At 69.7% G+C, this 13,955-nt stretch carries 4 protein-coding genes and 1 CRISPR repeat array (1 of these 5 cut by a window edge); all 4 genes read left to right on the forward strand.

The genetic code is table 11. From position 1 onward, the window contains the following. A CRISPR array of direct repeats spans nucleotides 1-6,633; the repeat unit is 36 nt; unit sequence CTCTCCGCCGCTGAAAGGCGGCGGCCCCATTGAAGC (it extends 1,144 nt beyond the left edge of the window). 342 nt (nucleotides 6,634-6,975) lie between these two features. Beyond that, nucleotides 6,976-9,633, forward strand: coding sequence for a type VI secretion system tip protein TssI/VgrG (gene tssI, locus WMF22_RS01510; RefSeq protein WP_438034614.1), 2,658 nt, complete (start codon nucleotides 6,976-6,978; stop codon nucleotides 9,631-9,633). Between the two features lie 61 nt (nucleotides 9,634-9,694). Beyond that, entirely contained in the window at nucleotides 9,695-11,791 is a 2,097-nt protein-coding gene (locus tag WMF22_RS01515) for a hypothetical protein (RefSeq protein ID WP_438034615.1), read from the forward strand. After that, on the forward strand, nucleotides 11,788-13,341 hold the full coding sequence (locus WMF22_RS01520; protein ID WP_438034616.1) for a hypothetical protein: 1,554 nt from the start codon (nucleotides 11,788-11,790) through the stop codon (nucleotides 13,339-13,341). The genes WMF22_RS01515 and WMF22_RS01520 overlap by 4 nt, the downstream gene beginning before the upstream one ends. After that, nucleotides 13,338-13,919 carry a hypothetical protein gene (locus WMF22_RS01525; protein WP_438034617.1) on the forward strand — a complete coding sequence of 194 codons (582 nt, stop codon included), beginning with the start codon at nucleotides 13,338-13,340 and terminating at the stop codon, nucleotides 13,917-13,919. The genes WMF22_RS01520 and WMF22_RS01525 overlap by 4 nt, the downstream gene beginning before the upstream one ends. Nucleotides 13,920-13,955: the final 36 nt, after the last annotated feature.

Consider the following 13,955-nt stretch of genomic DNA (forward strand, 5'->3'; position numbering starts at 1 on the left):
GGACCACGAAACTTTCACAGCTCTCCGCCGCTGAAAGGCGGCGGCCCCATTGAAGCGTCCCGCGCATCATGGTCACATCCACCGGCGACGACCTCTCTCCGCCGCTGAAAGGCGGCGGCCCCATTGAAGCGCAGGCTGCGGCTTCACGAGGCGCCGGGTCTGCGTCTCTCTCCGCCGCTGAAAGGCGGCGGCCCCATTGAAGCCAGGAGCGGATCTCCGACCATGCCGCGGCGTACGCGCTCTCCGCCGCTGAAAGGCGGCGGCCCCATTGAAGCGACAGTGAGTTCGCCTCCGGCGCCGAGGCGCTCAAGCTCTCTCCGCCGCTGAAAGGCGGCGGCCCCATTGAAGCAAGGGCACGCCGGACCGCCCTGGGCTCGCCGACGAGCTCTCCGCCGCTGAAAGGCGGCGGCCCCATTGAAGCTGGGGATACACGTCCGTGCCAGATGACGCCGTCGCGTCTCTCCGCCGCTGAAAGGCGGCGGCCCCATTGAAGCTACGACGCCGGGCGCCGGCAGAAGCGCCAGCCGGAGCTCTCCGCCGCTGAAAGGCGGCGGCCCCATTGAAGCGCGGGGAGGTTCGGCCTGGCGTCGTCGTCGCCCGCGGCCTCTCCGCCGCTGAAAGGCGGCGGCCCCATTGAAGCTACGGCAGGTTCGTGACCGTGCCCGGCAACAAGGCGTTCTCTCCGCCGCTGAAAGGCGGCGGCCCCATTGAAGCCAGCGTGCTTTTGCGTCGACCCGGAGCGCTGTCACCGCAGCTCTCCGCCGCTGAAAGGCGGCGGTCCCATTGAAGCATCGAGTGCGCCGAGCTCTGCAAAACGGCGTACGTCGCTCTCCGCCGCTGAAAGGCGGCGGCCCCATTGAAGCCCGGTGAACTGGTCGCCCGGGTAGCCGCGCGTGCCGTACTCTCCGCCGCTGAAAGGCGGCGGCCCCATTGAAGCAGACGGGCCTTGTAGCCGATGACCTTGGAAGCCTGATCTCTCCGCCGCTGAAAGGCGGCGGCCCCATTGAAGCGGCCTCGTCGGCCTCGGCTACCGTGGCGCCAACGAGCTCTCCGCCGCTGAAAGGCGGCGGCCCCATTGAAGCCGGTAGACGCCAGAGGATACCAGCGCCATGGCTTCCTGGCTCTCCGCCGCTGAAAGGCGGCGGCCCCATTGAAGCGAGTCGAGGAGGCGCCCGCCAAGCCTACCAGCGTCCTGCTCTCCGCCGCTGAAAGGCGGCGGCCCCATTGAAGCTCGGAGCGAGGCTGGTACTCGTGGTAGTCGTGGACGAGCTCTCCGCCGCTGAAAGGCGGCGGCCCCATTGAAGCAAGCCGCCCTCCTCTCGGCCCGCGCGGCCGCCGTCTCTCTCCGCCGCTGAAAGGCGGCGGCCCCATTGAAGCAGCGAGCAGCACCTCCCCGTAGCGCCTCGTCTGCGGCTCTCCGCCGCTGAAAGGCGGCGGCCCCATTGAAGCTACCCCACCACCGAGGAGCCATGGGCGGCCGCGACCGTGCTCTCCGCCGCTGAAAGGCGGCGGCCCCATTGAAGCGGCTGATCAGGCATGACTCCCCGTTCGGGCGCCGCCCTCTCCGCCGCTGAAAGGCGGCGGCCCCATTGAAGCCGAACGCCCTCTGGGAAGTCCTGGGCGGCGAAGGGTCTCTCCGCCGCTGAAAGGCGGCGGCCCCATTGAAGCAACGCTCGCCCGGCCTTCATCAGCAACCGCCAGGCGCTCTCCGCCGCTGAAAGGCGGCGGCCCCATTGAAGCGTGACCAGTCAATGCGACTCGTTCCGGCCGCCCTACCTCTCCGCCGCTGAAAGGCGGCGGCCCCATTGAAGCCAGCAGGCGTCACACTCGAGCCAGCCGTCTGCCTCCACTCTCCGCCGCTGAAAGGCGGCGGCCCCATTGAAGCATGATCTCGCCTGCGGTCATCACGTACCGCCCATCATCCTCTCCGCCGCTGAAAGGCGGCGGCCCCATTGAAGCAGGTGTTGACGGCCGAGCCGGCGCGTGCAGTCGAGCCTCTCCGCCGCTGAAAGGCGGCGGCCCCATTGAAGCACTGCCTAGGCAGTATCGTCTATGGTTGGGTTGTCGACCTCTCCGCCGCTGAAAGGCGGCGGCCCCATTGAAGCGGGACCCCGACGAGCTCGGAAAGCTCCTGCTCCGTGAACTCTCCGCCGCTGAAAGGCGGCGGCCCCATTGAAGCGAGCTCCGTGCCACGGCATCGAGGTCCACCCGAAGCACGGCTCTCCGCCGCTGAAAGGCGGCGGCCTCATTGAAGCCCGATGACGTCGAGCCTGCGCTCGTGTGCTGCGCTCGTGCTCTTCGCCGCTGAAAGGCGGCGGCCCCATTGAAGCCGGCTCCTTGCTGCCTCACGCCAAGGTCGATCAAGCCCTCTCCGCCGCTGAAAGGCGGCGGCCCCATTGAAGCCTCCACTCGAGGAGACCGAATCCGAGGAACCATTTCTCTCCGCCGCTGAAAGGCGGCGGCCCCATTGAAGCCCAGCCGGACGCTCCTCGCGGTAGAGCGCCTCCAGCTCCTCTCCGCCGCTGAAAGGCGGCGGCCCCATTGAAGCACCACGCGCCGCTATCGGCGGTTGGGGCGCCGGCGACTCTCCGCCGCTGAAAGGCGGCGGCCCCATTGAAGCGCCACGACGACGCCGCGCAGCGTGCGCGTCTCCGTTCTCTCCGCCGCTGAAAGGCGGCGGCCCCATTGAAGCACGATGATGATGTCCCGGCCGCTCTCGATGTCGCCGCTCTCCGCCGCTGAAAGGCGGCGGCCCCATTGAAGCGACGGGAGCGGATGCGAGCGGATCGAGCTGAGGATGCTCTCCGCCGCTGAAAGGCGGCGGCCCCATTGAAGCTAGTAGAGATTCAAGGAGCCCGCGAGCCCCAGATAGACCTCTCCGCCGCTGAAAGGCGGCGGCCCCATTGAAGCCGCGATGGCGACCCCGCGGCACGCGCTCACCTCCTGCTCTCCGCCGCTGAAAGGCGGCGGCCCCATTGAAGCTAACACCACCTGTAGCCCGTCCCGTCGGCATGGGACTCTCCGCCGCTGAAAGGCGGCGGCCCCATTGAAGCCCGCTGAAGGCTCGAGCTCGGCGCCTGCGCTCTCGCCTCTCCGCCGCTGAAAGGCGGCGGCCCCATTGAAGCCCGCGTTCTCGCGCCCTGGCCACGGCAAGCGCCCGCCCTCTCCGCCGCTGAAAGGCGGCGGCCCCATTGAAGCAAGGATACGGCGAAGCTCATCCGACAAGAGCTCGCCGCTCTCCGCCGCTGAAAGGCGGCGGCCCCATTGAAGCCGGTCACGTGAGCCGATGTGAAGAGCTCGAGAAGCTGCTCTCTCCGCCGCTGAAAGGCGGCGGCCCCATTGAAGCCATTTCGGCCCCCTGACGAAGCTCCACTCTTTCAGCTCTCTCCGCCGCTGAAAGGCGGCGGCCCCATTGAAGCGCTACCTCGACTGCCCGTATATCCCGGAGAGCAAGACCTCTCCGCCGCTGAAAGGCGGCGGCCCCATTGAAGCGCGTCCACGATCGAGGCGCGTCGGCCCTGCGCGTTCACTCTCCGCCGCTGAAAGGCGGCGGCCCCATTGAAGCATTGCTCCCCCTTCTCCGCCAACTTGGCCAGGTCGGCCTCTCCGCCGCTGAAAGGCGGCGGCCCCATTGAAGCCGGCTGTCGACGCGAGGGGGCCGCCGCCCGCAGTCCTCTCCGCCGCTGAAAGGCGGCGGCCCCATTGAAGCTGGATGGGCGGCACGCAGTTCGAAAGGTGGACCGCGCTCTCCGCCGCTGAAAGGCGGCGGCCCCATTGAAGCACCAGGACGAGCATGGTGCGGACGCCCATCAGATGCTCTCTCCGCCGCTGAAAGGCGGCGGCCCCATTGAAGCGCGCCGGCGCTGCCGCGCACGGGCGGCTCGACGCCGACTCTCCGCCGCTGAAAGGCGGCGGCCCCATTGAAGCACCTCGCGGTGCGCGGGCTGCGTGGTGAGCCGTTCGCCGCTCTCCGCCGCTGAAAGGCGGCGGCCCCATTGAAGCGCCACTTTCGCGAGGCGATGCAGCGCGCCTCGATCCTCTCCGCCGCTGAAAGGCGGCGGCCCCATTGAAGCAGCCTGACTTCCAGCGCCGCGATCCGCTCCTCGTTCCTCTCCGCCGCTGAAAGGCGGCGGCCCCATTGAAGCTGTTCTCTAAGGTGCGAGTATCGCGCGGATGCGGGCTCTCCGCCGCTGAAAGGCGGCGGCCCCATTGAAGCTCCATCGCGCTCGGTACCGCCCTGCGCGAGCACGAGACTCTCCGCCGCTGAAAGGCGGCGGCCCCATTGAAGCGCTGGTGGCTGCGAGGTAACGCGTGAGGAATCTTGCAGGACCTCTCCGCCGCTGAAAGGCGGCGGCCCCATTGAAGCAGTCGCTCGGACGCGCGCGGTGTCCAGGATCCTCGCTCTCCGCCGCTGAAAGGCGGCGGCCCCATTGAAGCGCCACCGAGCCCGTCGAGATCCCGTCGACTCCGCACTACCTCTCCGCCGCTGAAAGGCGGCGGCCCCATTGAAGCTCGAGTCGACCGGACGAGATCGACGGCATCAAGGTCTCTCCGCCGCTGAAAGGCGGCGGCCCCATTGAAGCGTCTCGAAGCGCGGACGCGGCTCGTACGCGAACAACCTCTCCGCCGCTGAAAGGCGGCGGCCCCATTGAAGCGTGCCTCTGGCGGTGATCAACACCATCGACGGGTGGGCTCTCCGCCGCTGAAAGGCGGCGGCCCCATTGAAGCGCGACGAGCTGCGCCTCCTCGACCTGCTCGTCGGTCATCCTCTCCGCCGCTGAAAGGCGGCGGCCCCATTGAAGCCGAAGCGTCGGGTTCACGCCGTGCGTCTCCTCGGCACCCATCTCTCCGCCGCTGAAAGGCGGCGGCCCCATTGAAGCCCATCACGATCGAGCAAAGGAGGCGCGAGCGATGAAACTCTCCGCCGCTGAAAGGCGGCGGCCCCATTGAAGCCCAGGCTGGCTCTTAACGGCCAGTGGATCGAATCCGACTCTCCGCCGCTGAAAGGCGGCGGCCCCATTGAAGCCAGCACGTGATGCGCCTGGGAACCGACGGGGCAGCGCTCTCCGCCGCTGAAAGGCGGCGGCCCCATTGAAGCGACGGCACCTGCCCGGTCTGCTCCTGCCGCATTCGGGCCTCTCCGCCGCTGAAAGGCGGCGGCCCCATTGAAGCGCACAACTGGGCGTTTCAATACTCGACGCCAACGGCCCTCTCCGCCGCTGAAAGGCGGCGGCCCCATTGAAGCGGCTGGCGCTCTTCCGCCTCGGCTCGGCCGTGGGCGCTCTCCGCCGCTGAAAGGCGGCGGCCCCATTGAAGCATGGCGGGCCCGTCCAGCGTCGTCTCCACCCACGCGATCTCTCCGCCGCTGAAAGGCGGCGGCCCCATTGAAGCACCTCCCCGGGCGCGAGGGCGCGGGAGCAGGTCCGGCTCTCCGCCGCTGAAAGGCGGCGGCCCCATTGAAGCGGGGGCTGGAGCCGGTCGGTGTCGCCGCGCGGCGAGGGCTCTCCGCCGCTGAAAGGCGGCGGCCCCATTGAAGCATCCTTTACACGAGCGCCAATTGATGTCTCAGGCAGACCCTCTCCGCCGCTGAAAGGCGGCGGCCCCATTGAAGCTCTCTAAGACGGTCGACATCATCGCCGTCGGGCACGGCTCTCCGCCGCTGAAAGGCGGCGGCCCCATTGAAGCCTCCCAGCTTGTAGGCTCCCCAGATGGTCAGCCCAACTCTCCGCCGCTGAAAGGCGGAGGCCCCATTGAAGCCATCGCTCGTGGACGATGAGCGGCGCGTAAGACTGACTCTCCGCCGCTGAAAGACGGCGGCCCCATTGAAGCGTGTACACCTCCAGATAGTCATTCGTGACCACGGTTCCGACTCTCCGCCGCTGAAAGGCGGCGGCCCCATTGAAGCTGAGGCGCAGCCGGGGCCGGCAACTGCGCTCCCCTTCTCTCCGCCGCTGAAAGGCGGCGGCCCCATTGAAGCATCCCGGGTTTCGTGCCGAAGCGCGACGCCACCTTCGACTCTCCGCCGCTGAAAGGCTGCGGCCCCATTGAAGCTCCTCAATCACATACCGCTTGGCCCCCTCGGGGTACCTCTCCGCCGCTGAAAGGCGGCGGCCCCATTGAAGCTGTGGCTCGACGCGCGGATGGGCAGCGAGACCCGCGCGGACTCTCCGCCGCTGAAAGGCGGCGGCCCCATTGAAGCTAGCCCGAGCCCTCGCGCTGCGATTCCCGCCTTGACCTCTCCGCCGCTGAAAGGCGGCGGCCCCATTGAAGCGTGCCGTGCGTCGCGCGGATGAAGGCGTAGCGCACGCTCTCCGCCGCTGAAAGGCGGCGGCCCCATTGAAGCTCCTTGTTCGTCGTCGCCTTCCTTGGCGACGACTCCCTCTCCGCCGCTGAAAGGCGGCGGCCCCATTGAAGCTCGCCGCTCTGGATCCCGCGCTCCGCGGCCAGGCTCATCTCTCCGCCGCTGAAAGGCGGCGGCCCCATTGAAGCCTGTTCCCCGTCCTGTTGTTCGTGGCGGACACTCCCGCTCTCCGCCGCTGAAAGGCGGCGGCCCCATTGAAGCCCGTTCTTTATGGTGGCCTTGAACGTCGTTTTGTTCTCTCCGCCGCTGAAAGGCGGCGGCCCCATTGAAGCCTGTTCTAGGCGGCACGCGCGCCGGCCAGGCCCCGGACTCTCCGCCTGAGCATAACCGCGAGAATTGAGGGACCCCCGCGCACGGGCGCTCGGGGGAGCGCGGCACCTCGGCCGGCGTCACGGGCTCTTCTCGCGGGGCAGGCGCTGCCCGCAGCGGCGGGGGCTCGCCCAGGTCGTCGCGCTGCACGGCGGTGAAGAAGACCACCGTCGAGAACAGCGTCTCGCGGTCGCCGCGGGTCCCGTAGCCGGCGGCCCAGATCACCACGCCGCGGCGATCGAGGGCGCGCGCCGGCGCTCCACCGGCGTTGACGCAGCTCAGCCGGCCGCCGAACATCCGCTCCTGTGCAGGCGCCCTCGCCCTCGGCCCTCTTCCAGCTCCGCATCGACGCGCCCGGGACACCCGATCTGGAGGTCGTGCGCTTTCGAGGCATCGAGAGGCTCTCACGCTGCTTCTCCTTCGATGTCACCGCGCGGCTCGACGCCGGGGCGATCGATGAGGCGACCCTCGCCGCGACGCTGATGGAGCGGCCCGCGTCCCTGCGCGTGCCCACCTCGGCGACCGAGGCGCGCGCGGTGACCGGCGTCGTCACCCGGGTGAGCGTCGAGGGCGCCGACGGCGACGGGCGCGCCGTCGTCCGCGTGCGCATCGAGCCGCGGCTCGCCCTCCTCGGCGAGGGGCGGCAGAGCCGCATCTTCCAGGAGCAACCCCTCTCGGGCGTCCTCGGCGCCGTGCTCACCGAGGCAGGGCTGCCCCACCGCTTCTCCCTCGCCGCGCCCCGGCCCCCGCGCGTCTACTGCGTCCAGCACCAGGAGAGCGATCTCGCCTTCATCACCAGGCTCTGCGCGGAGGACGGCGTCTTCTTCTGGTTCGAGCCGCCCGAGGGCGGCGACCCGGCGGCGCCCGAGGTGATCGTCTTCGCCGATTCCCCCGGGGCCTATGCGCAGATCGCCGGCGATCCCACGCTCGCCTACCGCCAGGCGACCGGCGCCGCCGCGCTCGCTCCCGAGGAGCGGCACGTGACGCGGTTCGTGCGGAGGCAGGCGAAGGCGCCGCGTGGCGCGCGGGTGAAGGGCTTCGACCTCGCGCGGCCGGCGCTCGATCTCGGCGGGACCCGAGGGGAGGCGATCCGGGCGCGCACGACGTACGATCACCACGACCACGACGAGCGGATCGACGCCGGCGCCGAGCGGGCGCAGATCGTGCTGGAGCAGGCCCGGGCGCGCGTGGATCTCGGCGAGGGCGCGTCGTGGTGCCGGCGGCTCGCGCCGGGGCACAGGTTCTCGCTGGAGGGCCATGACGTCGCCGCGCTCAACGGGCGCTACGTGCTGACCCGGGTCGAGCACGAGGGGCACAACGCGCACCTCTCGGGCAGCGACGGGCCGAGCTACGAGGCGCGCTTCCGCTGCGCGCCCGAGGCCGTGCCGGTGAGGCCGCCCGCGCCCCGCGCGTCGGTGCGGCAGGCGCTCGAGACCGCGACCGTCGTCGGCCCGCCCGGCGAGGAGATCCACACCGACGCGCTCGGCCGCGTGAAGGTGCAGTTCCACTGGGACCTCGACGGCGCGCGTGACGACAGGAGCTCGTGCTGGCTCCGCGTCGCGACGCCGTGGGCGGGCGCGGGCTGGGGCTTCCAGTTCGTGCCTCGCGTGGGGATGGAGGTCCTCGTCGGCTTCCTCGGCGGCGATCTCGACCGCCCCGTCGTCGTGGGCGCGCTCCACAACGGCCTCCACGCGCCGACGCACCGGCTGCCGCGCTCGCGCTCGCGGAGCGGCATCCGCACGCAGTCGACGCCGGGCGGCGGCGGATACAACGAGATCGCCTTCGAGGATCGGGCCGGCGGCGAGCAGGTGGTGATCCGCGCCCAGCGCGATCTCGACGCCTCGATCGAGAACGACGCCACGGAGACCGTCGGCCGCGACAAGACCCTCAACGTCGCGGGGAAGCAGGTCGTCCGCGTCGAGGGCGACCGCGACGATCACGTCACGGGGGCGCTCGTCGAGGTCGTCGAGGGCGGCGCGTCGAGGAGCTGCGGCGGCGACGCGCGCGGCCGCACCACCGGCAGCGTCGCGGAGGAGATCCTCCAGAACCGGAGCGTCGAGGTGCACGGCACGGACACGGCCACGCTCCACGGCGGCTCGACGACCGTGGTGGGCGGCCCGCACGTGCTCCGCGTCGACGCCGAGCACACGCTGCTCGTGGGCGAGGGCCGCGACGACGGCCAGGCCGAGGTCTCGGTGTCGCACAAGTACCTGCTCTCCTCGGGCAGCGTGATCCGCGTCCGCGCCGAGGACTCGATCGTGCTCGAGTCGGGCCAGAGCTCGATCGAGGTCACGCCGAAGGGCGTCGTCATCCGGGCGAGATCGATCGAGATCGTGGGCTCGGAGCGCGCGTCGCTGTCCGGCCCGGGCCCGGCGGTGCGGCTCGCGAGCGACGCGGAGATCGTGTCGAAGGTCGTCAAGATCTACGGCGAGGAGGCCTCGATCGAGCTCGGCAAGAAGGCGAGCGTGAAGGGCGAGCAGGTGCTCCTCAACTGCGACGAGGGCGCGCCCGAGCCGCCGGAGGACGGCGAGGCGCCGCCCGGGACGAAGAGGTTCTGCATCCGGCTGACCGACGAGAGGTTCGAGCCCTATGCCGGCAAGCGGTTCAAGATGGCGTGCGAGGGCCTGAAGCTCGACGGCGCGACGGGCGGCGACGGATCCATCGAGGCGGACGTGCCGGAGGCGGCGAGGACGGCGGAGATCACGCTGTGGCTCGGCGCGTTCCCCACGGGGCAGGTGCGGCGCTACTCGATCCAGATCGAGGACCTGCCGGCGCCGACGTCGATCGCCGGAGCGCAGATCCGGCTCAGGAACCTCGGTTATTACCGGGGCGCGGGCAAGGGGGAGATCGACGACGAGACGCGCGCCTCGCTGCGGAGGTTCCAGAGCGACCACGCGCTGGAGCCGACGGGGGAGCTCGACGAGGCGACCGCCGGGTCGATCGTCGAGCGGCACGGGAGCTGACGCGACGCCAGGGACGCGACGCCAAGGGAGAGAAGAGACGATGCCTGCTCCGAGCGCACCGATGGGAGTCAAGGTCCCCGCAGGCGGCCCTGGCCACGCCTCGCCGCCAGCCGCGTTCGAGGCCGAGCCGCCGCGGCTCACGACGTGCCTCAACATGACGCCCGTCGACTACCCCGACGGCACCACGGGCGCGCCGGAGTTCCCGGCGCACGAGCTGGATCTCACCGACGCGGCGAGCATCGAGCAGATCCTCGCCCACATCGACGCGCGGATCCACGCCCCTCTCGACGACGCGTGGGCCGGCCCGCCGGGCACGGACGGCGAGGACGAGTGGGTCGACGACCCCGCCGAGGAGGCCTGGGCCAAGGCGCTCAGCGAGGCGATGTTCGGCCAGCGGTACGGGGGGCCGGGGCAGTGCTACTTCGGAGATTCGAAGTGGGACTCGTTCATCTTCTCGCGGATGCAGAAGACGTCGATCGACTACATGAGCCAGAAGGTGTGGGGCGTGCGCAAGAAGGCGACCGCGCCGGCGACCTGGCTCGAGATCCAGATCTTCAAGAAGCAGCTCGAGAAGGACGGTCGCAGGATCGAGTCGGCGATGGAGGACAACGACGACCCGGCCATCTCGATCTGCTGCGCGTGTGAGCACAATGCCACGTACGGAACGGTCATGCGGGGCTTCACGCTCGAGCAGCACATGAATGGCGCCGGCTGGGCGGCGGGCCAGAACCCCGGACGCCCCATCTTCGACGCCGGGCAGTTCGCGGGCGGCAAGTGGTATCCGACCAGGGAGGCGACGCTCGACGTCGCGGCGGGTCTGCTGAAGACGCCGCCGATCGGCCCCGGGACGATCTACTGCTATAACCCCTTCGGGGACAACAAGATGGTGACCGGCTTCGTTCCCATCGGATGGATCGAGACCGATGCGCATGGCGCGCCCGCGATCAAGGCCCAGTTCAGAGAAAAGACGCTGAACGACATCACCGAGCGCAAGTCGCAGTACGGGACGCCGAAGCGGCAAGTCGATGATCCGACGGAGCAGCTCACGAAGGTAGAGGAGCTGAACTTTACTCCCTCGACACCGACCTCGGAGTCAGACGCCGCGAACATGCTCGTCGGCGTGCCCCTCCCCGCGACCGGACAGCGCAAGGGATCTCACATCTTCTTCGTGCTCCGCGTGAGCAAGGACAAGAAGCGGATCCAGAAGTTCGACACCAGCAACGGCCACCCGCTCGACAGACACGCAGGGGACACCGTGATGGACCCGCTCGGCAAGGCGGGGATCTACGACGGCATCTCCCTCACCGCGGCCCCGCCAGGCAACGTTTTCTGCGGGATGGGCGTGCTGCCCACGGCCCCCGTGGCGCTCGACACCATGGCCGACCACATCCGCCGCGCGCGGCCCATCAGCCTCATGCGCCTCGTGATCGCGGAGCGCCGCCCTGGGCCCGAGCTCAGCGATCGGCATGTGCTGTTCGTCAGCAAGCTCATGCGGACGTACGATGACGATGGGCAGAATTTCTGGGTGAGCAAGTGCGCATGGTCCCTGCGCAACACCCCCGGGTTCACCAGCCTCCAGCCCTGGTGGATCATCTACATCCCGCGGATGGAGCTCGCGAGGATGATGTGGACCAAGGGCGCACGGAGCCGGAAGCTCTCAAAGATGGCGCGCGACGTGTCCGTCATCCGCCGCATGAAGTTCGACAAGGAGCAAGCGAAGAAGACGAAGAAGGATCCACCGCCCGCGCCAGGGCTCCGCTACGGTGAGGACTACGTGGCGCAGATCGTCCTCACGAACGATGACCGAGGAGGCGCGCTCTACTGGAGCCGGGCTCGGTCGGAGCTCAGCTTCGGGGTGACGAACGAGCAGATCCAGGGCAACCCGCTGCCGAACGCGATCAAGGACAGCGTGGCGCCCGTGGCGCGGCAGGGGCGCGATCCCAAGCTCGAGGTGCCCTGGAACGGCGAGCGCTTCGACGACCGTTACAGCGATATCGACATCACGATTCCATCGCTGTTCCGTGACGGCGAGGACACGAGGAGCGCGAGCGCGCATGACGCCGAGCCCATCGCGACCGACGATGACCACGCCGAAGAGCTCAGGATGAGCATGATCGACGACGAACCGAGGACACCGGGTGAGGTGGAGCTCGCATGAGATCGGTGGTAGCGTCTCTGCTTACCGGATTGATGTTCGTGTTCGGCTGCTCTGGAGCGCCGCCGCCCCGACCGCTCCAGTCCGCGCCGCCCGCGCCGCCCGCGGCGGCACGTCCCACGGCGGCGGCAGCGACGGCGAGCGCTCCGCCAGCAGGCCCGAAGGACTGCGCGAAGAGCGCCACGATCGAGGAGTGCACGTGGGCGTGCAATCACGGCGCGCTCGCGAGCTGCGTCCGCGCCGGGGAAATCCGGATGCAGGCCGATCCCAAAGAGGCGGCGACCGTGCTCGAGAAGGCGTGCAACGGCGGTGAGCAAAGCGGCTGTGAGCGCCTCGCCCAGCTCTACCTCGGCGGCGCGCTGGAGAGGGATTATCCGCGCGCAGCGGCGCTCTATACCAAAGCCTGCGACGCCGGATATCAACCTGCCTGCGGTCGCCTGGCCGACCTCCGTCTCCGGAGCGAGCCGGGCATCGAGGCGCAGACCGACGAGGAGTTCGCCGCCGCGATCAAGCTCCTGGAGCGCGCCTGCAACGCCGATGATGCGAAGTCCTGTGGTACGCTGGGGGCGATCCATTTCACGGCGATCCATGTGCCGGAAGATCAGGCCAGGGGATGCGCGCTCCTCGCAAGAGGATGCGCCATGGGCAACGAATGGAGCTGCGGCCATGCAGCCGAGATGTGGGCCCGCGCGGACCTCCCCGCCCTCGGCGACATCAAGGAGCATGAGAGATGGGCGCGGGTCAACGAGCTCGCCAAACGTCAGGTGGCGCTGCGCAAGGCCGCCTGCGAGGACACGGGCCGGTTTTGCAACCTGGTCGCCAAAGAGGATATCACCAGCGCGAGGAGCCTGCTCGGCGAGCTCTGCCGAACCCGCAACAACATCGCCGCATGTAACGATCTCGGGCTGATGTACGGCGAAGGAGAGCAAGGCGACAGAGACTACGTGGCCGCAGCAGCGCTGTTCGACATCGCGTGCCGAGGCGGCGCTGAGCCCTCCTGCTTCGAGCTCGCCAGGTTTCACAAATTCGGCTACGGCGTGGCGAAGGATCCGCGCAAGACGTTCGTGCTCACCGAGCGGAGCTGCGCGCTCGGCTATACGCCTGCCTGCGACATCCTCGGCACGCTTTATCTCAACGGGGAGGGGACGGGGCGCGATATCCACAAATCGCTCGATTTCCGGCGAAAGGCCTGCGGCTGGCACGACAGCAATGCATGCCGTACCCTCGGTGTCTGGCTCATCTCCCACGACGGCGAGGAGGTACGGGAGGGAGAAGGGATGCGCGAAGGCGCCGAGCGTCTCCGCGAGGCATGCAATGGCGATAGCCGTCCGAGCTGCCTCGATTACGCCCTGCTCCACGACAAGGGCTGGGGCGTGCCCAGGGACCCGAAGAAGGCGCGCGAGACCGCGCAGCTCGCGTGCGATCGAGGCGATCGCGAGGCGTGCGGGTGGCTGAAGAACCCCGCGCTCCACACGCCGAAATGGGTGAAGGAGCGCGAGCTGCGGCTGGCGAAGCGCAAGGCGCGCGGCGCCGCGACCAAGGAGCCGAGATGAGCGCGGCAGAGCGAGGGCGGCAGGCAGGGCGCGCGCACCAGCGCGAACCGCAGATCGAGGGGCTCACGATCGAGCGCTACGCGGAGGTGATGGCCTATCGCCGCCACTTCCCCGCGGCGCGCGCGACCGAGGTGCTGCTCCGGCTCGGCATCCAGCCGGCGCGCTGGCACGCGGCGACGCGCGGCTGGGGCACGGCGATGAGCAGCGCGCTCGCCCGCGACGAGCCGGAGATCCTGACGCGCTTTGCGAAGGCCCTCGCGACCCAGGAGCGGCGACTTCGCGAGTTCCCGCCGCGCATCGAGTCACTCGGCGAGCCCGTGGCCCAGCAGGGGGACATCGACGGAGCGCGCGCGTTCGAGGGCGAGCGTGCGGCGGAGTGGCCGTCGTACCTGCGCGACGAGGCCGCGAGCGCGCCCCGGGAGGCCGCGAGCGCGCCGTGGCCCGCTCCGCCCGCGGAGCCGGCGCCCGGCGCGCTGCGGAACCTCCACGGGACCGCGGAGATGAGCCGGTTCGTCCCCCGGCCCGCGCTGCCCTTCCAGGAGCTCGAGCCGGCGCGCGAGCCCAGCAAGAAGCGCTGATCCCGAGATGGGTTCGGGCCGATCTCTCGGCACGCG

Source organism: Sorangium sp. So ce204, assembly GCF_051526795.1.
Classification (GTDB): domain Bacteria; phylum Myxococcota_A; class Polyangia; order Polyangiales; family Polyangiaceae; genus Sorangium; species Sorangium cellulosum_B.